The following is a 22,533-nucleotide window of genomic DNA, read 5'->3' as shown; positions in this document are numbered from 1 at the left end:
TGTAGTGGTCAATAAAATTTGGCCACAGCTTTAGAATCTTGGTATCTAACCTCAGATTCATTTGGCGCTAAACCGGCATTATAATGATGTGGCCTAACGTTGTTGTAATACCCGTTGATATAATCACTCACACTATATTTAGCATCTTTAAAGTTTTCGTATCCAACCTTTGGCATCCACTCCGTTTTAAAGCTTCTAAAAAATCGCTCCATTGGCGCATTATCCCAACAATTTCCGCGCCTGCTCATACTTTGTGTAATTTTATAGCGCCATAAACGTTGACGATATTTTAAACTTGTATAATGACTACCTTGGTCTGAATGAAACATCAGTCCACTTGGCTTACCTCTGCTTTCATACGCGAGTTCAAGCGCTTTTAGCGTTAAGTTAGTATCTGGCGACAACGACATTGCCCAACCAACGACTTTACGTGCAAACAAATCAACAACGACCGCTAAATAGGCCCAGCGATTGCCTGTCCAAATATACGTCACATCACCGCACCACACGGTATCTGGCTCAACAACATCAAATTGTCTATCAAGCAGATTTGGAATTTCAAGGTGCTCATTACCACCGCGTTTATATGAATGTTGAGGTACTTGGCAGCTTTCAAGCTTTAATTTAACCATTAGCTTAGCAGCACGATAACGACTCAATTCAAAATCATTGTTCGTTGCTATTGCCGCGATTGTCCGCGCCCCAGCTGAGCCGCCGCTCATTGCATGTATGGCTTTAACTTCAGCTTCTAGCCTTATTTGCTCTGGCGTCGGCGTTGTATCCCGTATAGCCCAATATTTATAGCTGCTACGATGCACATTGAATACGTTACACAGCACGCTAATTGGGTAACGCTCTCGTTGATTTAGTTTCTCAATTAACGAGAATTGTTCAGGGAGTCGGACATCAAGAGAGCGGTAGCCTTTTTTAATATATCCTTTTCTAATTTAATGCGTTGGATTTGCTTTTTAAGTTCGCGGATTTCAATTTGTTCGGGCGTCATTGGTGAAGCAGATGGTGTCTGGCCACTCCGCTCTTGCTTTAATTGAGTAACCCACTTACTGACGGTTGATTTACCCACCCCCATCGCTTTGGCTGCTTCTTCTTGAGTATAACTTTGGTCAACTACAAGCTGAGCTGTTTCTAATTTGATTGCCGCAGAATACGTTGCGCGTTTTAATTTCGTCATTTTTTCACCCAAATTTGTATGCTTATTAGCATAACATTTCTTTCTTAATGGGTGGCCAAAATCACTGTACCACTACACACAACCTTGATTTGATATATCGCCAGGACAAACAAGGAAGTCAAAATCAAAATTTAAAGATTTACAGTACTGTATAAACCTTGTACCAAACTCACTTTCTGTATTTTCAAAAACTAGTCTAGAGTTTTTTACTTCACTGGATTCGAAAGTGGCGTGTAAGTCAGATAATATTAAAAATCTCACTTGAATAATTATTCCCTTAACCATTAGAACTATTAAAATTGATATTACGTTGTGCCTTATTGGAAGTAAACCACATTAGTTGCAAACTACATTTTGGATCTTTTCTAATACAAAAAAATAAAAACCAAAGTAAACTACCGCCTACATTCATAAATACCGCTCTACCAGCACACTCCAATTCCCCGTGATCACACCCGAAAGTTATAAATTGATGAGTAATCACTTGCATGGATGCAAGTTAAGCCGTGACTTCGCCATGGATGGCGAATACACGGCGATTACGTTCACATCAATTTTTAACTTGAGGACACAGTGTGATCCTCGGGCGCGCCGTGGGATTCCAAAGGGCGGTCGGCGGCAGCCGCCCTTTGGTTGCCATCGCCAACGCGATAAAACCTCGAATAGAGGTTTTAATCCCTTTTCCCAAAACCATGTAAAAATCACGGCTCAAGCCAATTCCTACACTTTAAAAGCGCGAGGTAAACTCCCGCCTACGGCACGACCTACAAATTTAAAAGCTGCGCTTTCGCGCGAGCAAGCTCAGCGACTACAAGTTAAAGCGCGACTACAAACTACTCTGCAACCACTTGTTTAAACCTCGCGAATGTTCGCATGCTTTCATCGGCAATCATTACTTCGTAATCGGGGTTTTGAGCTATTAGCTCATATTGCCTGTTTGGTAATTTATTAACTTTACGCAGTAAATACTGCCCATCCCCGCTTATATCATCCCGCTCTATAGCCACTATTTGGCCGCGAAGCGATCCTGCTTTGTCGGAGGTTATAAGCTCAAGTAGCAGTAAATCACCATCAAGTATTGGGTGCTTACCACCATTCATAGAATTACCCGATGCATGCGCTAAAAAGTGTACTTGTGGGTCTAGCTTGCCCGCACCAAGTGGCGCGTCCATCAATTCCATATCGCTTTCATCCCCTGTTTTAAAATGCCCACAGGCAATTTTTATATTGGGGAAGTACGGCAGCTTTAGCGCATCATCAATTGATTTTAAGCTAACTTCGGGCTCAGCGACTTGATCTAACTCAGGTTGTTTTGCTTGCGGGAAAGTCACTATGTCGGCAGTTGATTTTGCTTGTTCAAAATGGTCTTTACTTCCAAGCCATAATTTAGCGTTGTTGGCTTGTGCCACCTGATAGGCCCAATTGCTTACTGCGAGTGATTTATCTGCATCGCAGTGAAAATACGCACTTAGCTCGTTACTAATAATTTGGCTGTTAACAACCAAGTTTTGCTTTTGCCAGCGTTCGCGGTGCTGTTGCGCGGCTAAAAAGTCACGTTTATTGTTATTACATGTGCGATGCGCTGCCACAAAATTATGGCCTAAGTCGTTTGCGTAGCGGGCAAACGGTATAAAATGATCGACTTCAACATCGTTTTTCATTGGCTTTTGGCAATAAAAACAGCTGTTTGATTGCAGCTCTACCAAAACAGGTTTTGCTTTGGTGAGTGCGTTACGGTCAAAGCCAAATAAAAAATCATGCAGTTGGCTTTGCGGGCCAATAAGTGTTTGGTTGTGCTTTATGCTTTGAATTTTTTGTAGCCACGCATTTTTAGCTAAATACGTTACTAGATCGTAAAAACGCCTAAAACAACTAGCAATGCCTGCATTCAAAGTAATGTATTTAGGGTTTTTAGTATGCGGATATAAAAAGCACTCTTCTTGCTTGGCAAGTATTTGTAAGCGCCAAAGTGGGCCACTTTTTAAGGTTGCCATAGCGGCATTAAAAGTCGGCTTGTAAAAACCACTTTGCTTTAGCTGGCGTAAGTTACGAATATTGTTTTGTTGGCATTCAAACAATACGCTAATTACTTTTGATTGCGCACCGGTATTTTGTAAAAGCAATGCACTTTCACCAGTATGTTCTGAGGGAAACGGCATTGCATGATGCCAATACAAGGTAATGAGTTTGTCAGCAAGCGTTGGCAGTTCTATGACTAGTTCACTTTGCTCTGACTGAAGTGGCTGTTCAACACATACATCAGCCAAAGCATGCAGCAATGCAAATTTGTAGGTTGCACTAAAATCGCCCTCAACGAGCATGCGCTGAATATAAGCAATAAAGTCGAGTTGTTGCTGCATTACATGACTCATAAAACAGACACTGCTTTAATTAATGCATTGAGCCACACTTCACTTTCGCGCTCTGGGCGCTGATCAACACTTTGCCATTGTTTTAGTATTTTAAGCTCGGTGTGGTGGGCAATTAATGCGGTTAGGGCATCTTCATTTAAATCGGTAAATTCACGGCCATTATGCACACGCTCTTGCGTGCCATATTTAAACGACACATACAAAACCCCGTTTGGTTTTAGGGCATTTTGTAGTTTTAAAAACACCTGTGGTAACTCTACTTTTGGTACGTGCAATAAACTGGCGCAACACCAAATGCCGTCGTACTTATTGGTACAACTTAGCTGCTGAAAGGTTTTAACCTCTACGGCTTGTTGTAAGTAATTACTGGCTAACTTTGCAAGCTCGGTACTTGCGTCAAATGCGCTAACAGTAAAACCTTGCTGTTTAAAATACATTGCATCGCGGGCGCTACCGCAGCCTGCATCTAATATATGGCCGTGTTTAGGGATAAGCGGTAAAAACTCAGCGTAAAGCGCCGACATATCAACATTAAGCGTTGAATCGCTGAAACTTTGTGCGTTTTGATTGTAGTAATTGAGTGTTTTAGTAGGCACTAAATTCACCGCTCCTTGGTTTATTTATTAATCTGGCATTCATTTATAACTAATCTACAGTATCAACATTTAAAAATATAGAGCTACGGCAATATATACGCCCTAAGTAGTATGTTTTTATTACAAAAAAGCACTGTTTAACCTTATAAATCCATGTTATTTACACTTTTACCTAATAGCTCTACACCTTTGAAAAGGTTTAGGTTGTATAAAAAATACGCGCAGCTGTTTAAATCATTATCACTTGTTAAACTCTGCAAACACTTGCTTTAATCCCCTTAAAAACAGGGTTATTAATTAACCACTTTAGAGTTAAAATGATGCTATTTTACACCGTTCACTTATTGGTCATTATAGTGTGCTATGTTTACCCATAAGATCGTTATTCAACTTTTTCTAGTATGAATATACTGTTGGTGTTGCTGTGTTTAAGTACCGAGGTGTTACTTACAATGAATGTTAGGTTTAGGTGGTTATTAGCTGTACTTTTAGCGCTTTGTTTAGGCGTGCCTAGCAGTGGTTGGGCGTCGAGCGATATTAAAAAAATTGTACTGGCTACCGATACCATTGACGGGCTGGTAGAAAAAGACGGCTCTGGCCTTTATGTTGATATGCTTACTAAAATTTTTGCTGCGCAATCGATTGAACTTAATATTATGATTGTACCTCAGTCTCGTGCTTATCGATGGACGGCCAATGGCAATGCCGATGCTATGTTAAGCGCAAGGCAAAATGAGGTAGAAGGCTTGTACTTTCCGGTGTGGCATTACGATATTACTTTTGTGTCGGCGATGTTTAAAAAAGATCGGTTTAAAGATTGGCAAGGCGAATATTCGTTACAAAACAGATCGGTGGGTACGTTAAGGGGCGCTAACTACAATAATTATTTGTATGTGCCGATTGATTTGCAGCAGGTTACCCAGCGAATTGAAGGCGTTAAAATGCTTAAGCTCGATAGGCTTGATTTCTTTTTAGATAACCGTAAAGCGCTGCAGCAAACCCTGATTGCTAACGCCACTGAGTTATCAAAAATGAATTTTGACCCGCAGCAGTATCAAATCGAAAACATTGTGCCTGTAAAACAATACATTGCCTTTACCGATAACGCCAAAGGCCGCGAGTTAGCACAAATTTTTGACGCCGGATTTGCAAAATTACTTGCCAGTGGTGAGTTAGAGGCGTTGTTTATTGCTTACAATTACCTGCCTTTTCCCTTTCCGCAAAATATAGACTAGAGTAATAATTACATATTGCCGTGGTTGAGTTTTTTATGAGAGTTGTATTTGCTTTAGTTATAAGCTTAATGTTGGCTTTTCAATGCGTTGCACAAATTACCCTGCCCCACTCTAAAATAGAAAGCCAACCAAGCACACCACAACAAGCCACTACCCAGCTCAATGTGCTTACAGTTGATTTAGGCACCCTCATTAGTAAACCTTTAATTCAACGAGGCTTAGAGTTTGAACAACAAACTGGTATTAAAGTTAATGTCACCAAAGTGCCTTTTGGCCAGTTATATAACGAAATAAACAAAGATTTAAGCTCGCCAACGAGCCAATACGATATTATTGCCTATGCCTCACTCTGGATGGTGGATTTTGCAGAAAATAATTACTTAGCGCGTTTAGATAATTACATAGCCTCCGACTCTTTAATTGAATGGAATGATGTATCGCGTTTTTTTAGAGACTTTAGCTCTAAATATAACGGCCAAATTTACTCGATTCCACTCGATGGTGATATACATTTACTTTATTACCGCCTCGATATTTTAGAAAAATATGGTTTGGCTCCACCTAGAACCTGGGATGATTACCTTGCTATTGCCAAGCAATTAAATGGCGTTGATATGAACGGGGATGGCGAGGGCGATTTTGGTTCGTGTATTTCTAAAAAAGCCAATGAGCAATCGTATTGGTCTTTGCTTTCGATTGCGGGCAGTTTTTTGCAAAGCAAAGGCACTTCTCAAGGCATATTTTTTAATACAAGAACCATGGAGCCATTAGTGAATAACGATGCCTTTAAAAAAGCCTTAAAAATTTATAAAAAAACCACTGAATTTGGCTCTGCTGATGAGCTTAACTTTGATACCAATGATGTAAGGTATGCGTTTATAAGCGGTCGCTGCGCCTTAGCCATTGAATGGGGCGACATTGGTACTATGGCCGTGTTACCTGAATCTAAAGTAAAAAACAAAACTGGGGTGAGTATATTGCCCGGAGCTACTGAGGTATTAAACCGTAAAACAGGCCAGCTTGAACGTTGCAATGCTAACTTATGCCCGTTTGCCATTGGCGATATTAACTATGCCCCTTATGCTGCTTTTGGTGGTTGGGTAGGCTCAATTAATAATGCCAGCTCAAAACACAAAAAAAACCTCGCTTATAACTACTTGTCGTATGTTACTCAGCCTTTGCAATCGAATGAAGATGTGACCATAGGTGCCACCGGTATGAACCCGTATCGCACCTCTCAATTGGTTAACCACAAAAACTGGCTTAAACAAGGCATGAGTAAAAGTACGCTGCATTTTTACTTGGGCTCTATTTCTAAAACCGTTAATAACGCCAATATTATTCTTGATTTGAGAATTTTTGAAAACAACCGCTACTTTAGAGACATACTCGACACTGAAGTGGCTAAATACCTAAGGCACACCCAAACCGTAGACCAAACGGTTGAAAACATTGAGGCCGGCTGGAATAAATTAACCGATGAAATTGGCCGCGACAAACAGCTAAAAGCTTATAGGGCGTCGTTAGGGCTAGTGCCAACCCCCTAAACACATGATAGCGTTATTTAACGTACTTGCCATTATTAGTAAAACATAGGAAGCCAGCATTGTTGCTTAATTGATGTAAAACGAGCTAAATTTGCAGTCTAGTTTATACTTTAGTAATGATAACGCTGTAGCCTCGAGTAATAAAATGCTTAAAGTCGCTTTTGTTGTATTACTGCTTAACAGCTGTAACGTATTTGCTTGCTTTAAAACACTTAAAGTAGGCACAAATGAAAACAATTGGCCACCCTATGTAATTGCCGTTAACGGTAACCTAACGGGCGTTGAAATTGACGTGTTAAACACGATTTTTAACGGCTCATCTTTTTGTTTAAAATTTATGTTGCTGCCTACCTCATCGCGCGCTTTTGAAGAATTAAAAGAAGGCCGTATTGATGTTATTTTTGCCGCGAGTAAAACATCAGCAAGAGCTGATTTTGCCTATTTTAGCGATGCCTATCGTGATGAAGTAGTTCGCCTGTATAAATACACCGAATCGCCTGATTTAAATAACATTAGCGATATTTTTTATAAAGATTTAACCTTGGCGGTTAACCGTGGCAGTTATTATGGCGTTGCGTTTGAGCTGTTTAAACAAAACTACCCCGCTAACGTTATTATGATGCCTACCGCCGAGAAACGTTTTGCAATGCTCAATAAAAATAGAGTTGATTACGCAATTGAAGACGAACTAGCAGCGCAATATTTTATAAACCAATACCCAGCAATAGAAGCGGTTACTAATATGGGGGCCATCAATAAGAGTTCTATTCATTTAATGCTAAGTAAAAAAACCATTAGCCAAATAGAGTTACAAGCTATAAATGAGTTAATTAAGCAAAATAAATCCGCTATACAAGCCATTTACCTACATTACTGAACCCGTAGATTATTCTTTTACCTTTCATCTTGAAGCGCGGATCTGTATAATTCGCGGCCTATAATTTACTCTATTGCTTGTTTATTTATGCGGCGCCTTGCTGCAGCTTAACCCTGCCATTAATTTTCTAGGATTACTTTTTTTGATCTCCACCGCAAATATTACGATGCAGTTTGGCGCAGAGCCGTTGTTTGAAAACATTTCAGCTAAATTTGGTAACGGTAACCGTTACGGGTTAATTGGCGCTAACGGCTGCGGCAAGTCGACATTTATGAAAATTTTAAGCGGTGCGCTTACGCCTAGTGCAGGTAATGTGTCTATTACGCCGGGGCTAAAATTAGGTAACCTAAGCCAAGATCAGTTTGCGTTTGAGCAATACAGCGTAGTTGATGCGGTAATTATGGGTGATGTGGAGCTTTGGAAAGTAAAACAAGAGCGCGACCGTATTTACTCTTTGCCTGAAATGAGCGAAGAAGACGGCATGAAAGTAGCCGAGCTTGAAAGCGTTTTTGCTGAAATGGACGGTTACACCGCAGAAAGCCGCGCAGAGGAAATTCTGCTTGATGCGGGTATCGATAAAGAGTTTCATTATGGCTTAATGGCAAACGTAGCCCCAGGTTGGAAATTACGTGTGCTGTTAGCACAGGCGTTATTTGCAAACCCTGATATTTTGCTACTTGATGAGCCCACTAATAACTTGGACATTCATACTATTACGTGGCTTGCCAATGAGCTTAACCAACGTAAATGCACCATGATCATTATTTCCCATGACCGTCACTTTTTAAACTCGGTATGTACTCACATGGCCGATATTGATTACGGTGAGCTGCGTATTTACCCAGGTAACTACGAAAAGTACCTTGAAGCTTCAGGCTTACAACGCGAGCAATTACTTGCTGAAAACGCGAAAAAGAGCGCTGAAATAGACGAGTTACAAGACTTTGTTAACCGTTTTGGTGCTAACGCCTCTAAAGCGAAACAAGCCAGCTCGCGCGCTAAAAAAATGGATAAAATTAAGCTTGATGAAGTTAAATCATCGAGTCGTATGAGCCCATCACTCAACTTTGATGAGGGCAAAAAAATGTATCGCCAAGCGCTTGAGCTAACCAAGCTTGGCCATGGGTTTGACGGTGAAACGTTATTTACTGGTGGTGATTTACTACTCGAAGCCGGTGCTAAACTGGCGGTTATCGGCGAAAACGGCGTGGGTAAAACCACCTTTTTACGCTGTTTAGTTAACGAGCTTAAAAGCAACGAAGGCGAAGTTAAGTGGTCAGAAAATGCCACGTTTGGTTATTGCCCACAAGACAGCACCAAAGACTTTGATAACGATTTAACCTTGTTTGATTGGATGTCGCAATGGCGTACCGCTAAGCACAACGATTTAATGGTACGTGGTATGTTAGGGCGTTTATTGTTTACCGCAGACGATTCAAATAAAAAAGCGCGTAACTGTTCAGGTGGTGAAAAAAACCGTTTGTTATTTGGTAAGTTAATGATGCAAGACGTTAACGTACTGATAATGGATGAACCAACTAACCACATGGATATGGAAGCCATTGAAGCACTTAACAATGCGCTAAAAGACTTTAAAGGCACGCTTATTTTTGTAAGCCACGACCGTGAGTTTGTATCGTCACTGGCAACCCGTATTGTTGATATTAAAGACAAGCAGGTAATTGACTTTCAAGGTACGTTTGACGAATACCTAGCAAGCTGCGAAGAAAATAAAGTAGCTTAAGAGCTAGGTTAAAGGTTAAAGGTTAAAGGTTAAAGGTTAAAGGTTAAAGGTTAAAGGTTAAAGGTTAAAGAAATGATACGACCCCGATAAAGTAGACACGGGTTTTTAATTCATTAACTCGTATTGCATGGGACTCACATTTCCTAGCGTGCCATGCATTCTTACTGAGTTGTAGTAGTTTTCGATATAAAAGCGACTTTGTACTGTCATTTCACTACGACTCAGTTCATTTAAATTGTTCATCCATTCTTTTTTATACTGGGCAAAAAAGCTTTCTGAGCAGGCATTATCCCAGCAATTCCCTTTTCTCGACATGCTAATTGTTACCTGTCGGTTGTTCAACCACGATATTGTTTCTTTTGCACGATACTGGCTGCCTTGGTCTGAGTGAAATAATAAGCGACTTCCATCAGGTTTACGTGCATCCCATGTTTTTTTTAACGCTCTAATCACCAAGTCTGCGCTGTTAACTCGACTTGTTGCCCAACCAACGACTTTGCGTGAGTATAAATCTAAAATTACACATAAATACTGCCAACCCTCTCTGCAACGAACTTGCGTTATGTCTGACACCCATACCGTATTGGGTTCATCAACACTAAACTCACGACCCAATAAGTTTTCTGCAGTGATATGCCCCTGCTTTTTTCCGCTACCGGTATATCGGCGTTTACCCGCGGCTGAGCGGTAACCCATACTCTGCAGTAATCGCTGCACACGGCCTTTACTACACTCATACCCATTATCTATAGCGGCTTTCCACAACTTTCTGTAGCCCGGAATACAGTGCTCATCACTACTTACTTTTTTCAAAAACTCAAGCAATGAGTCGTTTTCTGACGCACGTTGACTTAATGATTGCTTTAGCCATTTATAATATCCAGCTTTTGATACTGACAACCATGTGCATAATTTTTTATCGTTTTCTTAGCTGTCGCAGCTTGGTGAATATACTCAAATCTTATTCTTTTCGGCTGTCCAAGTAGGCCTTCGCCTTTTTTAACACATCGTTCTCCAACTGCGCATCTTCCAATTGCTTTTCAAGCTTACGCACTTGGCGCTCCAAATCTTTATATGACTTATCAGGGCCTTGGTTTTTAATTGGGTTAGATGTACTTTTTGACGTCATTTTTCGTCTCCATTTAGATAATAAGACAGGGTTAATGTCCAGCCGATGAGCTATTACATTAACAGTATCTGGAGAGTCTAACGATTGTTCAACTGCTTTTGTTTTAAATTCAATTGAATGACTACGCCTAGTTTTGATTTTCATAACACTTATTCCTTAAATAAGTGTCCACTTTTATAGAGTCGTATCAGGTTCAACAAAATAAAAACAAAAGCGCTGCTCAATAACAACGTTTTTTAGTATTAGCTTTGCTTAAAAGTCATAGAAAAGTTTGTGATAGTAATATCTTAGGTAATTTGTTAAAACTATATAAATTAAATAAATGAGCGTGACATAGTAGAAACCTGCGCGACGCGCGGACTAGAAAATAGTAAGGTGCAAGGAGTAAATATTAAGCGAATGAGCAATATTAATTTAATTGATTTACGCATTAAAATAATGCTAGAAGTTTTAAGCTTATGCTCAATAAACATCTCTGATGATTTTAATTCTCAAATTATTTCAATACTCGAATTAGACAATATCCGTGACTATGGATTTGTAATAGATTCTTTGTATCTGCTCGAAGATACTCAACTAGCTAAGGATGACTTCTACAATCATGGAATCAATATACATGAATCGAGAAACGAAAAATTTGGTGAAGCATACTTACGCATGTACGGAATATTCAATGCCTGTTATCTTCAGCTACAAGCTTTAATAGCACTATCTTCTAAATTAAAAATACCATTTTCAAAGAGTGAGGCGGACGAGTTACCAATCTTTCTATTTAGGACGTATTACGCTTCACACACCGTAAACACAGGATATAGCTCTGATAGACGTTCTTATATTCTCGACCGACATGCACTATTAAATGGTTCTGTTGAAGGCTATTCGTCAAATACAAATGGTGAAGATCATTTTGTAAAGGCAGACATCCTCGAACTCTTATATGAGTGGGATCATTTCCTAGCCAAAAATCTTAAATCCATGTCATCAAAGTTTACTGATAAAATTGAAATTATTCCTCACGATGAATTCGATTTATCTAAGATCTCGGAGCTTATTAAGTCAGAAGCTGAAATAGAATCATAATGCACCTAACAAGCAACTAATCAGGAGAAATAACTATTGGTTTTAGGTAAATCGATAATGCGATGTTTATTTTTATTATATCTGTTTAGATTTGGCTCTTCTGCTGCATCATGCATTCAAACTGATGATCAAGTTGCAGCATGGAACTTAAAATACAATCATTTATTTAATGTAAGTGTACAGCAAAATAATAGTTCATTTTCCGTTACAGTATATTTACCAGAGAAAATTAAAGAAGAGATGTTTAATTTTGTTTGGGTTGCAGTAGGTGAGCAAGATGACCCACTATTTGCCATACCAACAACTGTGGTCAAAGAAGAAGGAAAGACAAAAGCTTGGTTTATTGCTAAACCTCTTAATGGCGAAAAGTATGCATTTATTTTTAGCTATGGAAAAGGTTGCGGCATTGAAATTGAAGTACCTGTTGAGTTTAAAGAAAAAACATAACAACCATAATGGAGTTTGAAAATGAGAAAAGAGTTCGAATTCACAGTTAAGGGTCATAAAATTAAAATTGTTAACTCATGGTTTGGTGGTGCAAAACTATATGTTGATGGCGATTACCGTGATCAAGACTCTACCTTTATTGCTAACGGCAAAACGGCACTTCTTTCAGCTAAACTTGCTGATCTTGGTGTTTTAGAGATTTTCCCCATATCAGCTTTAATATCTGTAGAAATGGATGCATTTTTAATTACGGACGATGAAAGGTTGCAAGTATACAGCTCACATAAGCGTTTAAACTTAACACAGCAGCGATTAGCAAAATAAACACATAGGTAAAATATGAAACTATTAATGGCCCCTTTATTACTCATTATTGCTGGATGCAGTAGTGTTGCGCAAAAAGATGAACAATATTCGCCGTGCTCTGAGGCATGGTTTAACTATGTTGAGCAGCAAATTAATACCGGTGACGGTTATGGACATGGGCCAGACATTGGCTCTTTAGAATGGCGCTCTGTGATCATGTTTAAACTCGGTATTAGAGATAAGCCAAATGTACCAGAATTAAATACACAGCTGTGGTGTCAGTTTATTGATGAAAATTATATTTAAAGCCAGCTTAACTTTATGAGTTGAAAGTTGTTTAATTAGGTTGGGTTTATAACCCAACCTTGTATCTACGTTATATAACTTAACGCAGAGCAGCTTACAGCTGCTCTTTAATTAATACCCAAATACTTATGTACTTGAATTGATAAGCGCCAGTTTTTGGCGATACAAGTATCAATGGCTAATTTAGTTGCCGACGTTTTTTGGCTGATTGGCTGTAAATATACCAGTTTTGGGTTAACACCCGTGGCGACAAATAACTCTTCCAGTTCTTCTACGTGCTTTTGCATAGCAACCGGATGTTTAATTTCATCGGCGCGTTGCATAGCACTGCTCAATACTTTGTAACCACCACGCATATTAATTTTTGGCGATACCGTAACCCACGTTTGGGCAGGGGCAAGAATTTCAAAGGTGCCACTGGTTTCTATTTGTGTGCTAAAGCCATGATCATGCAGTAAATTACATACTGGGTTCAAATCATACATGCAAGGTTCGCCACCGGTTATAACAACATGCTTGGCGGTATAGCCACGGGATTTAAATAACTCAAGTACCTGCGCTGCACTGGCCTCGGCCCAATGATCTGAGTCGGCTTTTTTTTCTACCGTGTCATCAAGTGATACTTTATATACGTTATCAACATCCCAAGTTTGCTTTGTGTCGCACCATGAACATCCCACAGGGCAACCTTGCAGGCGTAAAAAAATAGACGGCGTACCAGTAAAACTCGCTTCACCTTGAATGGTTTCAAACACTTCATTAATTTTGTACAAAAGAAATCTCACTTACAACCTGACGGCAAAATTGTTACTATTAGAAATCACAAAGCACGGTGCAAAAATTGTCATTTATGCCTTGGCCGTGTAGTATATCGCGCCCTGATATAAACCTCTATCAAAACTAAAGAGCAAACCACGTATGACGCAAAAAGTAGTTGTTATTTATTCCGGCGGTATGGACTCATTTACTGTATTAAATAAAGCCCTGCAGCAAGGCCATGATGTTTATGCCCTCTCGTTTGATTATGGTCAGCGTCATGTTAAAGAACTTAAAGTCGCCGCCAGCGTATGTGAAAAGCTAAATGTACCGCACAAAATTGTTGATATATCGGCAATTAATCAGCTTATTGGTGGTTCGTCGTTAACGGACGATATTGATGTGCCAGAAGGCCATTACGAAGAAGAAAGCATGAAAAGCACCATTGTGCCTAATCGCAACATGATTTTACTTTCTTTAGCGGTAGGTTATGCGGTGTCGCTTAAAGCAAGCAAAGTATATTACGGTGCGCATTCGGGCGATCATGCTATTTACCCAGATTGCCGCCCTGAGTTTGTTAAAAAGATGGATGATGTGTGTCGTATTGCTAATTACGATGCGGTAGAAATTTTTAGCCCGTATTTAAATAATACTAAAATCGATATTTTAACCGATGGTATTAAAATGGGATTAGACTACAGCCAAACATGGACCTGTTATAACGGTCGTGATAAGGCCTGTGGCAAATGTGGCGCTTGCCAAGAACGTTTAGAAGCCTTTGAGCTGAACAACGTAACCGACCCGCTTGAATACGAGTAAAGTTTAAAATAAGCACACTATAAGGCTACCAAGGGTAGCCTTTTTTAGTATGAAAAAACATTAAAGCCAGCGTTTTACCCGCGATTTGTAATCCTCAAATTGCTCACCAAATAACTGATGTAACGCCCGCTCTTCGGGAATGATTTGAAACAGCGTTAAATAACCAACGTAGCCCACAATACCTAAAAAAGCCCAAATAGAGCTTAGCCACACGCCCCACCCCGCCAGTATAAAAGCAAAGCCTAAATACATAGGGTTACGTGAGAGTTTATATACCCCTGAGGTAACTAAGCTTGTTGCTTGCTCAGGTTTATTTGGTAGTACCGTGGTTTTGGCTAAACGAAAACTGACGACCCCAGCAACACAAAAGAAACAACCTATAGCGACTAATCCTAATGCTAGGTAAGTTATGAAGGCGGTAAAGTCTATTACTGTGTAATGCGCAATCAGTGCCATAACAGCAGCGAAAAATACCACAACGACAACCGGTGGAATTTTATTATTTAACATACCTATTCCTTGTATCGATTAAAAAAAACTGCATGGTTACTATATGGTGGCGGCACAAATAATAACAATGACTTTATAAATACAAATAAAGTTACAATTAATTAGCTTTATCGGCGCTTAATTATGGTTATAATTTAAACTTAAAATAAAATTAAAGGAAGTAATTATGTCTGGCACAACAATGATAGTTCTCATTGTACTTATTTCTGTAGGTTCGGGGGTTATTTACGATATGTATAAAAAGCACCTTGAGTTTAAACATAAAGTTCAAGACAACAATCAAGATGCTCATAAGCAACTAGCAGAAGTAACCGCGCAAGTGACTGAACTCAAACAGCGAGTACAAACACTTGAAGCCATTGTTACCGACTCAAGCTATAGCGTAAAACAAGAAATAAACAAACTATAGCTGTCCCTTAGTTATAAATAATTAGGGTATAAATGTGCATTTTCTGGCTGCTCTATACCATGGGCAGCTAAAAACCCGCCAATGGCTTGTCCACACCCTTGGGGTGCCCTGCCGCTGTCTATTTCAAAGTTTAACTGATTCGCCTCTTGCTTACCCATAGAACATAAACTAACTGAACTTGGTGAACGCATGGCAATGCTTAGCTCCCCGACCTGCTCTGCGTGTACATCTTTACTAAAGCGCGCAAAGCCTTGGTATTTAAAATGCTCACTCACATACTCGTTACTTACAGCAACCAGTGCGGCAATAAAGCTATGTAAAAAGCTGTTGATTGTTGCATCAGGTGCTAAAAATGACAAGGTTTTATTATTAAATTCGCTTAGCTGACAACTATCGCAATGAAGTTTAACCGTATACACCTGCTCGCCGGTGATTATGGCTTGGCAGTTAATTAGCGCAATTTTATTATCCGCAAACACCAGGCGCTCTATCAGGTCGTTCAATGGAATATTTTTAAACGATGTGCTTTTAACAAGCTCAGGGTTTTGCGCCATAACAGGTAAATCATGATGATTATTAAACGGCGTGCTGGTTGCGCCTTGATGCTGCAGCTGAAAAAGCTCTCTTACTTCATGCTCGCGTGCCACTTTCAATGCTAAAAATGCTGTTTGAATAAGCTCTGAGGTTGGCAAATTTTGCTCTACTGGCCAGCGACGACCAAACAGTAACTTTTTTGCTTTGTTCTCAGCACGGTAATTATCTGGACTAAGTACCGCCACTTGCAGATAAATATCACTGTTTTTTTCTGCAGCTAACACACTAAAGTGAGTAGAAAAACTAATGTCGTTAAGCACTTCATTAACGCTGGCTAGCGTATGTTTGTAACGTAAAAAATGCTGGGGAACAATCCAATTATTATTGGCCAGTTGTACTAACGGCGCATACGAAATCGGTTGCTCGTAACTGTGTTGCCACTTTTGCCCATCGCCTAATAATGGCTCAATTTTTATATTTTTATCTGACATATTTAAACCAAATAAATCCGCCTAGTGGCAAGATATTAACTATGAAGCACTTTACGTAGTTAATCACAAAAACCGATCACACTGACAGGAGTATTTAGCATTCAAATACTCGTTGATACTCTGTTATAACTTTTTGATAGTAAAGTCTATCTTTATTGAGCATTCGAGTATAATGGTTAAGCAATTGCTGCTGATATTGATGATGTTGTGGATTGTGTTTATCCCACATTTGAGCACCGGTTTGAGTGAGTGTTTGGCTGGCATTTACACTAACGTGTAATACTTCGTAAAAACGTTTGTTTTCAACAATAATTTGCTCGTTTTCGAGCTTTAAATTACAGGCTTTTAAACCTTCGCGCACTTTGTAAAGATGCTGAATGGGGCAAATAATAAAACTGAGTTGGTGCAAGCTTTGCGGGTTGTTGGCAATAATTTGTTCAATAAGCTTTAAACATAAATCGCCCCCCACACCAGCAATAACCACCACTTGCTTTGCAGCTGTTGGCAATTTAATTTGCGCAACATCTTCGCAGCGCACTTGCCATGAAGGTAAAGATTTACCTTGCTCAAATTGTTGCAGCGACTGTTCGAGCGCTTCCATTAACGTTGGAATAATATCCACAAAATTTATATGTTTTGCTATATCGCGCTCAAGTAACGCCATCCCTAAAAAGCCATGATCGCAGCAACAATCCCAAACAATATCGTAAGGCTCTGTAATTAATGAATTGATGGCGTTTAAACGTTTACTCAGTTTCATTTAACTCACTATGTTTTTGTTTTGTACACCAATGCTTTTAAGCTTTTATCGCTATCAATTTCAATAAAGCGATCAGTCGGTTCTAGGCGTTTAACAAACTCAATAGCACCTTGAGTATGTTCTTGAATAAGTGCTTTAAAGTCGTTTTCTGAAAGCTCTGGGCTATTAGCGCATAACAACAGCTGTGTAGTATCGTTTAAAAGCTCAGGAAGTCTGCGCAGCACTTTTTGGTAGTCTTTTGTTAATATAAAACTGCCTTTTTGAAAGCTGGGTGGATCAACAATAATTAAATCAAACGGTGCGGCTTTTTTTAGCTTACCAAACGACTTTAAAATATCATGCGGTAAAAAACTGACGCCCCTATCAACATTGTTTAATTGATGGTTTTGCTTACCGACTTTTAACACGCCTTTGCTCATATCCATGTTCATCACATGATCGGCACCGCCGTGCATAGCCGCTACCGAAAAACCACAAGTATAAGAAAACAGGTTAAGTACTTTGGCATGTTTACTATTTTGCATGACAAACTCACGGCCTTTTCGCATATCTGGAAAAATACCGGTGTTTTGCTTACTCATTAAATCAACCAAAAAACGCACACCATTTTCGGCTACGCTATGGCGCGCGGGCAATTGCCCGTGAACAAGGGTGTTATGGCTTTGCAGCCCCGCTCGCTGCTGATACACCAATGCAGTAATTAGCTCTGGATGATGTTGTTGTGCCCACTGCCATAACATATCGGTGAGCGTAGTGAGTGTTACCTCATCAATTTCACTGTATGACACCAAAAACAAACTCGGTGGATAAAAGTCTAAGTTAATATGGCTTAGCGCTTCTACGCTGTGGCCGCGACCATGAAATACGCGGCATAATTCGTTATCTGCAAAAGGCGTGTCTGCTAATGCATTAATAAGAGGAGTAAAATCGATTGTCATTTAATTAATCAACTGTTGTTGTAGTTCATGTATTTCGTCGCGTACAGAGGCGGCTTTTTCAAATTCTAAATCACTGGCGTAGGCATGCATTTTGGTTTCAAGCTGCTTAATTTGCGTGGCAATTTCTTTCGCACTAAGAATTTTTTTAGACTCTTTACGAATAAGCTGTAAGTTATCTTGCGGTGAAGCATCTTCACCTACATCCATTACATCGAGTATCTTTTTGATCAGTGCTTTAGGCTCAATACCGTGCTTAACATTATAAGCATGCTGTATATCGCGGCGTCGCTGGGTTTCATCAATGGCTTTGGCCATCGACTTAGTGATTCTATCACCGTATAAAATAGCACGACCATCAAGGTGGCGCGCAGCACGGCCTATGGTTTGAATAAGCGAGCGAGCTGAGCGTAAAAAGCCTTCTTTATCGGCATCTAAAATAGCTACTAATGCCACTTCTGGCATATCTAAACCTTCACGTAGTAAGTTAATGCCTACTAACACATCAAACACACCGGCACGTAAATCACGAATAATTTCAACCCGCTCTACGGTGTCTATGTCAGAGTGCAAGTAGCGTACTTTTACATTGTGCTCACTCAGGTAGTCGGTTAAATCCTCAGCCATGCGTTTAGTCAGTGTTGTAACTAATACACGCTCGCCTTTTTCAACACTTTTATAAATTTCTGAGAGTAAGTCATCAACCTGATCGCCAACCGGACGCACTTCTATTAATGGATCAAGTAAGCCGGTTGGACGAATAACTTGTTCAGCAACCTCGCCATTGCTGCGCTCTAATTCAAAATCACCCGGTGTGGCCGACACATAAATAGTTTGCGGTGCAATGGCTTCAAATTCTTCAAAACGCAGTGGGCGGTTATCCATGGCCGAGGGCATCCTAAAACCGTATTCAACGAGGTTTTCTTTACGACTTCTATCGCCTTTATACATAGCGCCAATTTGCGAGACAGTTACGTGCGATTCATCAATAATCATTAATGCATCGTCGGGTAAATAATCAAGTAATGTCGGCGGTGGATCGCCAGGTGTACGCCCCGATAAGTAACGGCTGTAGTTTTCAATGCCTGAGCAATAACCAAGTTCGGTCATCATTTCTATGTCGTATTGGGTACGCTGCGCAATACGTTGCTCTTCAACTAATTTATTAGCGCTGAGTAATTGTGCCCTGCGCTCTTTAAGCTCAACTTTTATTTTTTCGATGGCTTCGAGTATTTTTTCTCGTGGCGTTACATAGTGAGTTTTAGGGTAAATAGTAGCGCGCACTATGTGTTTTTCAACAGCACCAGTGAGGGGATCAAAAATACTCAAGCGTTCAACTTCATCATCAAACATTTCTACACGTACTGCATAGGTATCTGATTCAGCTGGAAATATATCCACCACTTCGCCGCGAACACGATATGTACCTCGACTAAAATCAATATCGTTACGGGTGTATTGCAGCTCTGCAAGGCGGCGCAACATGTCACGTTGATCAACCTTTTCACCCACTTTTAAAAGCAGCATCATTTTCATGTATGAATCAGGATCGCCCAGACCATAAATCGCCGATACCGACGCAACGATTATGGTATCGCGACGCTCTAATAGCGCTTTAGTGGCGCTGAGCCGCATTTGCTCAATGTGTTCATTGATGGATGCATCTTTTTCAATAAAGGTGTCACTGGCTACCACGTAGGCTTCTGGTTGGTAGTAATCGTAGTAAGATACAAAGTACTCAACCGCATTATGCGGGAAAAATTCTTTCATCTCGCCGTATAATTGCGCCGCTAAGGTTTTATTGTGCGCCATAATAATAGTGGGGCGATTTAAATCACTAATGATGTTAGCCATCGTGAAGGTTTTTCCCGTCCCTGTTGCGCCCAATAAGGTTTGATGAGCAAGCCCTGCTTCTAAACCTTCGCACAACTGAGCGATAGCGGTAGGCTGATCCCCAGCGGGTTTAAATTTTGATTCTAACTGAAAATGATCGCTCAATGACTACACTCCTGTAATGCTTGACTGCTTAACGCTTCAATTTCTCTCATAAACCACTTATAGGCTACAAGGGCTGTGAATAAATTACCAATGGCCGCGCCAATAAACAAGCCGATTAAACCTGCCAGTTCATTCCCGATATACGCAAAGGGAACATAAAAAATAAATAACCGAATGACGCTCAAAACTAAGGCGTTCATGGGTTTGTGTAAAGCGTTAAACGAGGAGTTGGATAAAATGATCACTCCTTGCAAGCCATAACTTAATGGGATGGTATAAATAAACATTTTTATGACATCAACAACGGCTTGCTCCTTACCAAATATTTCACTTATGACGCCTGAGAACATAATTAATAAAATATAAATAACAAACTGCCATAACATCACAAATTTTAAGGTTCGTAGGTAGGCATCCTTTACGCGAGAAAAATGACTGGCTCCAAAGTTTTGACTAATAAAAGGTGGCAAAGTCATCGATAATGCTAATACCACCAAACTCGCTATTGATTCTATTCGACTCCCTACTCCAAAAGCAGCCACAGCCTCTGGACCATGATGTGCAACCAATGCCGTCATTACTGCCATAGCAACCGGTGTTAGCATGTTAGCACCTGCTGCGGGTAAGCCTATTTTTAATATTTTACGAATAGCCCCAATAACCGTTTGCGACCCTGCTTTTAAACTCAATAAGCGCTTTTTAGCAATTAATAAGTATAAAATAATTGCCACAGCAACTGCCCATGCTATAACACTGGCGATGGCGGCTCCTTTAATGCCAAACGCAGGAATGGGGCCAAAACCAAAAATAAGTACAGGATCGAGTACCGCATTGATAAGCCCCGCTCCACCCATAATAATACTCGGTGTTTTAGTATCGCCACTGGCACGCAGTACAGAATTACCAATCATCGGGGTAATTAAAAATACACTGCCTAAAAACCAAATACTGATATATTCATGAATGAGCGGTAATACTTGCTCCCCAGCTCCGAGTAAAGTAAAAATAGGATCAATTAATAAATAGCCACACGTAGATAAAACCAACACTAATACCACCGCAATCAACAACGATATACTGGCATCAAAACGCGCTTCTTCAATCTTGTTACTGCCTAATGCTTTTGCTATTACCGCTGAGGTACCTATGCCTAAACCAATCGCTAAACTAATAACGGTAAAAGTGACGGGAAATGTAAAGCTCACTGCAGCAAGCGGCTCAGTACCCAATAAGCTAATGAAAAAAGTATCAACTATATTGAACATCATTAGGGTGATCATCCCAAAGATCATCGGAATGGTCATTTTCTTTAATGTAGGCAAGATTGGGGCGGTGAGTAAATCAGGGCGAGTATGTGATTGAGAATGTGCGCGCATAAAATAAATAAGCCTCTTTTACTGAACGGCATATTTTAAAGCATCCGAGCTGTTCAAGCCATGCTTTATTAAATCTAAACAATTAATTAAACGTTTAATATACAAACTGTTATTTTTATGCCTTTGTAAACAAATTTTGCGCTAACACACTAAAAACCAAATAAAATACATTTATGTAACTTTTGCAACATTTATTTTTTAGATTTTGTTGATTTATCACACAGTCAGAGACTGTGTTTTATCGTCACGAAAAATTTTATTTATCGATTAAGTGAGTAACTTAGCTGAATCGTAAGCTATTGTTTTTAAATGTATAAAAAAAAAGCTTTTAAATACTTGAAATCGTTGTAGCGCCCTACAATGCTGGGGGTGCTGATGTTCTTAAAGTTTCATAAACAGAGTTATCCACAGAAACCGTGGATAACTCAATCAACCCCACGTTTATAAAGGGCTACAACCGAGTGCTAAATTGTCTGATCATTTGGTTTTTTCCGTTACCAATATGCAAACAGCATTGTATGCCCCTGTTATGTGTATGAAGGTGATTTTTTCTTAGACTAATAACAGTGAGTAGCACACTCAAACAGGTAGCTAACTCATTGATTGTTTTATTTTTGTACAAAGCATTGCTGCTGCAGTCAAAATTTATATTATGTTTTAGCGCTAATTTTAGTTTACGTAACTAATAGGCATTTAGTTCAACCGTTTTAACGTACCAAAATAAAAAGGAGCCATTTATTTTAAATAAGTTAATTATCGCTTTATAAAAATACAGGAAATAGAACGCGTTTTTGCTATTAAAAGCCGTTTTCTTAAATTTTACTCATCACTTTATTGCCTCAAATTACAAACTTCATGCAAATATTGCCCTGTTTTTATAAAACAATATCACTGCGCTTTACTTAAATAGTGTTACAAAATGCGCAGATTGCACATAAAAACAACGAATAGACTTCTTTTTTGAATTTATGATCTTTTATATGTTGACACTTTGCTATGCGGTCATTAATATTTCGCCCCGTTGAAAGGCAAGACGCTTCCCCCTTAGCTCAGTTGGTTAGAGCGACGGACTGTTAATCCGCAGGTCCCCCGTTCGAGTCGGGGAGGGGGAGCCAAG

General features: G+C 39.7%; 20 protein-coding genes, 1 tRNA gene and 1 pseudogene. 11 read left to right on the top strand and 11 right to left on the bottom strand.

Translation table 11 applies throughout. From position 1 onward, the window contains the following. Positions 1-8: 8 nt before the first annotated feature. From L641_RS0103585 to L641_RS0103555, 3 genes are all read right to left on the bottom strand, one after another. A protein-coding gene (locus L641_RS0103585) for an IS3 family transposase (RefSeq protein ID WP_086007400.1) occupies positions 9-1,189 on the bottom strand; the annotation gives its coding sequence in 2 pieces (ribosomal slippage) (positions 9-931 and positions 931-1,189; 1,182 coding nt in all). Between the two features lie 833 nt (positions 1,190-2,022). After that, the gene (locus L641_RS0103560; protein WP_024601148.1) at positions 2,023-3,561 is read right to left on the bottom strand and encodes an HNH endonuclease; all 1,539 of its coding nucleotides are present in this window, start codon (positions 3,559-3,561) and stop codon (positions 2,023-2,025) included. Further along, on the bottom strand, positions 3,558-4,157 hold the full coding sequence (locus tag L641_RS0103555) for a class I SAM-dependent methyltransferase (RefSeq protein WP_024601147.1): 600 nt from the start codon (positions 4,155-4,157) through the stop codon (positions 3,558-3,560). The genes L641_RS0103560 and L641_RS0103555 overlap by 4 nt, the downstream gene beginning before the upstream one ends. Positions 4,158-4,609: 452 nt before the next feature. On the opposite strand from L641_RS0103555, the gene L641_RS0103550 reads away from it, so the two are divergent. The 4 genes from L641_RS0103550 to L641_RS0103535 all read left to right on the top strand — a co-directional run bounded on the left by L641_RS0103550 (position 4,610) and on the right by L641_RS0103535 (position 9,560). Beyond that, positions 4,610-5,392 carry a transporter substrate-binding domain-containing protein gene (locus tag L641_RS0103550; protein WP_024601146.1) on the top strand — a complete coding sequence of 261 codons (783 nt, stop codon included), beginning with the start codon at positions 4,610-4,612 and terminating at the stop codon, positions 5,390-5,392. 35 nt (positions 5,393-5,427) lie between these two features. Further along, complete coding sequence (locus L641_RS0103545) at positions 5,428-6,939, top strand: extracellular solute-binding protein (RefSeq protein WP_024601145.1); 1,512 nt, start codon at positions 5,428-5,430, stop codon at positions 6,937-6,939. A gap of 91 nt (positions 6,940-7,030) precedes the next feature. Continuing rightward, complete coding sequence (locus tag L641_RS0103540; RefSeq protein WP_244152581.1) at positions 7,031-7,816, top strand: transporter substrate-binding domain-containing protein; 786 nt, start codon at positions 7,031-7,033, stop codon at positions 7,814-7,816. A 142-nt stretch (positions 7,817-7,958) separates the two neighbouring features. Further along, on the top strand, positions 7,959-9,560 hold the full coding sequence (locus L641_RS0103535; protein ID WP_024601143.1) for an ABC-F family ATPase: 1,602 nt from the start codon (positions 7,959-7,961) through the stop codon (positions 9,558-9,560). Between the two features lie 105 nt (positions 9,561-9,665). Here L641_RS0103535 and L641_RS0103530 read toward each other — a convergent pair. Beyond that, a pseudogene (locus L641_RS0103530) lies at positions 9,666-10,833 on the bottom strand (IS3 family transposase). A gap of 255 nt (positions 10,834-11,088) precedes the next feature. Between L641_RS0103530 and L641_RS0103520 the strand changes: the two are divergent. Genes L641_RS0103520 through L641_RS0103505 form a run of 4 tightly spaced genes read left to right on the top strand, consistent with a single transcriptional unit; the run spans position 11,089 to position 12,828 of the window. After that, positions 11,089-11,769 carry a hypothetical protein gene (locus L641_RS0103520; protein WP_024601111.1) on the top strand — a complete coding sequence of 227 codons (681 nt, stop codon included), beginning with the start codon at positions 11,089-11,091 and terminating at the stop codon, positions 11,767-11,769. 36 nt (positions 11,770-11,805) lie between these two features. Then, complete coding sequence (locus L641_RS0103515; protein ID WP_236613509.1) at positions 11,806-12,216, top strand: hypothetical protein; 411 nt, start codon at positions 11,806-11,808, stop codon at positions 12,214-12,216. A 21-nt stretch (positions 12,217-12,237) separates the two neighbouring features. Then, positions 12,238-12,540 carry a hypothetical protein gene (locus tag L641_RS0103510; protein WP_024601110.1) on the top strand — a complete coding sequence of 101 codons (303 nt, stop codon included), beginning with the start codon at positions 12,238-12,240 and terminating at the stop codon, positions 12,538-12,540. Positions 12,541-12,555: 15 nt separating this feature from the next. Continuing rightward, on the top strand, positions 12,556-12,828 hold the full coding sequence (locus L641_RS0103505; protein ID WP_024601109.1) for a hypothetical protein: 273 nt from the start codon (positions 12,556-12,558) through the stop codon (positions 12,826-12,828). Positions 12,829-12,935: 107 nt separating this feature from the next. Here L641_RS0103505 and queE read toward each other — a convergent pair whose 3' ends face one another. Next, the gene (queE, locus tag L641_RS0103500; protein ID WP_024601108.1) at positions 12,936-13,601 is read right to left on the bottom strand and encodes a 7-carboxy-7-deazaguanine synthase QueE; all 666 of its coding nucleotides are present in this window, start codon (positions 13,599-13,601) and stop codon (positions 12,936-12,938) included. A 145-nt stretch (positions 13,602-13,746) separates the two neighbouring features. On the opposite strand from queE, the gene queC reads away from it, so the two are divergent. Next, on the top strand, positions 13,747-14,403 hold the full coding sequence (queC, locus tag L641_RS0103495) for a 7-cyano-7-deazaguanine synthase QueC (RefSeq protein WP_013465272.1): 657 nt from the start codon (positions 13,747-13,749) through the stop codon (positions 14,401-14,403). 60 nt (positions 14,404-14,463) lie between these two features. Here the strand turns inward: queC and L641_RS0103490 are convergent, their stop codons facing one another. Beyond that, the gene (locus L641_RS0103490; protein WP_024601107.1) at positions 14,464-14,913 is read right to left on the bottom strand and encodes an isoprenylcysteine carboxylmethyltransferase family protein; all 450 of its coding nucleotides are present in this window, start codon (positions 14,911-14,913) and stop codon (positions 14,464-14,466) included. A 166-nt stretch (positions 14,914-15,079) separates the two neighbouring features. On the opposite strand from L641_RS0103490, the gene L641_RS0103485 reads away from it, so the two are divergent. After that, complete coding sequence (locus L641_RS0103485; RefSeq protein ID WP_013465274.1) at positions 15,080-15,322, top strand: hypothetical protein; 243 nt, start codon at positions 15,080-15,082, stop codon at positions 15,320-15,322. A gap of 11 nt (positions 15,323-15,333) precedes the next feature. Here L641_RS0103485 and L641_RS0103480 read toward each other — a convergent pair whose 3' ends face one another. The 5 genes from L641_RS0103480 to L641_RS0103460 all read right to left on the bottom strand — a co-directional run bounded on the left by L641_RS0103480 (position 15,334) and on the right by L641_RS0103460 (position 21,416). Beyond that, complete coding sequence (locus L641_RS0103480) at positions 15,334-16,347, bottom strand: hypothetical protein (RefSeq protein WP_024601106.1); 1,014 nt, start codon at positions 16,345-16,347, stop codon at positions 15,334-15,336. A 94-nt stretch (positions 16,348-16,441) separates the two neighbouring features. Next, a complete protein-coding gene (locus L641_RS0103475) occupies positions 16,442-17,107 on the bottom strand; it encodes a tRNA (adenine(22)-N(1))-methyltransferase TrmK (protein WP_024601105.1) in 666 nt (221 codons plus the stop codon). An 8-nt stretch (positions 17,108-17,115) separates the two neighbouring features. After that, the gene (locus tag L641_RS0103470) at positions 17,116-18,045 is read right to left on the bottom strand and encodes a class I SAM-dependent methyltransferase (protein ID WP_024601104.1); all 930 of its coding nucleotides are present in this window, start codon (positions 18,043-18,045) and stop codon (positions 17,116-17,118) included. Further along, entirely contained in the window at positions 18,046-20,040 is a 1,995-nt protein-coding gene (gene uvrB / locus L641_RS0103465; protein ID WP_013465278.1) for an excinuclease ABC subunit UvrB, read from the bottom strand. Further along, positions 20,037-21,416 (bottom strand): MATE family efflux transporter, encoded by a 1,380-nt coding sequence (locus tag L641_RS0103460; protein WP_024601103.1) that lies wholly within the window; start codon positions 21,414-21,416, stop codon positions 20,037-20,039. Before L641_RS0103460 ends, uvrB begins: the two co-directional genes overlap by 4 nt. Before the next feature lie 1,038 nt (positions 21,417-22,454). Between L641_RS0103460 and L641_RS0103455 the strand changes: the two genes are divergently transcribed. Further along, a tRNA-Asn gene (locus tag L641_RS0103455) sits at positions 22,455-22,531 on the top strand. Positions 22,532-22,533 lie beyond the last annotated feature (2 nt).

The organism is Pseudoalteromonas sp. TB41 (assembly GCF_000497975.1).
Taxonomy (GTDB): domain Bacteria; phylum Pseudomonadota; class Gammaproteobacteria; order Enterobacterales; family Alteromonadaceae; genus Pseudoalteromonas; species Pseudoalteromonas tetraodonis.
The sequence above is the reverse complement of the archived record's forward strand: the minus strand, read 5'-3'. Positions and strand labels throughout refer to the sequence as shown.

Excerpts from the sequence above, each read along its gene's own strand:
- L641_RS0103560 (WP_024601148.1), bottom strand. The coding sequence starts at position 3,561 with ATGAGTCATGTAATGCAGCAACAACTCGACTTTATTGCTTATATTCAG.
- L641_RS0103550 (WP_024601146.1), top strand. The coding sequence starts at position 4,610 with ATGAATGTTAGGTTTAGGTGGTTATTAGCTGTACTTTTAGCGCTTTGT.
- L641_RS0103545 (WP_024601145.1), top strand. The coding sequence starts at position 5,428 with ATGAGAGTTGTATTTGCTTTAGTTATAAGCTTAATGTTGGCTTTTCAA.
- L641_RS0103520 (WP_024601111.1), top strand. The coding sequence starts at position 11,089 with ATGAGCAATATTAATTTAATTGATTTACGCATTAAAATAATGCTAGAA.
- L641_RS0103510 (WP_024601110.1), top strand. The coding sequence starts at position 12,238 with ATGAGAAAAGAGTTCGAATTCACAGTTAAGGGTCATAAAATTAAAATT.
- L641_RS0103505 (WP_024601109.1), top strand. The coding sequence starts at position 12,556 with ATGAAACTATTAATGGCCCCTTTATTACTCATTATTGCTGGATGCAGT.
- queC (WP_013465272.1), top strand. The coding sequence starts at position 13,747 with ATGACGCAAAAAGTAGTTGTTATTTATTCCGGCGGTATGGACTCATTT.
- L641_RS0103490 (WP_024601107.1), bottom strand. The coding sequence starts at position 14,913 with ATGTTAAATAATAAAATTCCACCGGTTGTCGTTGTGGTATTTTTCGCT.
- L641_RS0103485 (WP_013465274.1), top strand. The coding sequence starts at position 15,080 with ATGTCTGGCACAACAATGATAGTTCTCATTGTACTTATTTCTGTAGGT.
- L641_RS0103480 (WP_024601106.1), bottom strand. The coding sequence starts at position 16,347 with ATGTCAGATAAAAATATAAAAATTGAGCCATTATTAGGCGATGGGCAA.
- L641_RS0103475 (WP_024601105.1), bottom strand. The coding sequence starts at position 17,107 with ATGAAACTGAGTAAACGTTTAAACGCCATCAATTCATTAATTACAGAG.
- L641_RS0103470 (WP_024601104.1), bottom strand. The coding sequence starts at position 18,045 with ATGACAATCGATTTTACTCCTCTTATTAATGCATTAGCAGACACGCCT.
- L641_RS0103460 (WP_024601103.1), bottom strand. The coding sequence starts at position 21,416 with ATGCGCGCACATTCTCAATCACATACTCGCCCTGATTTACTCACCGCC.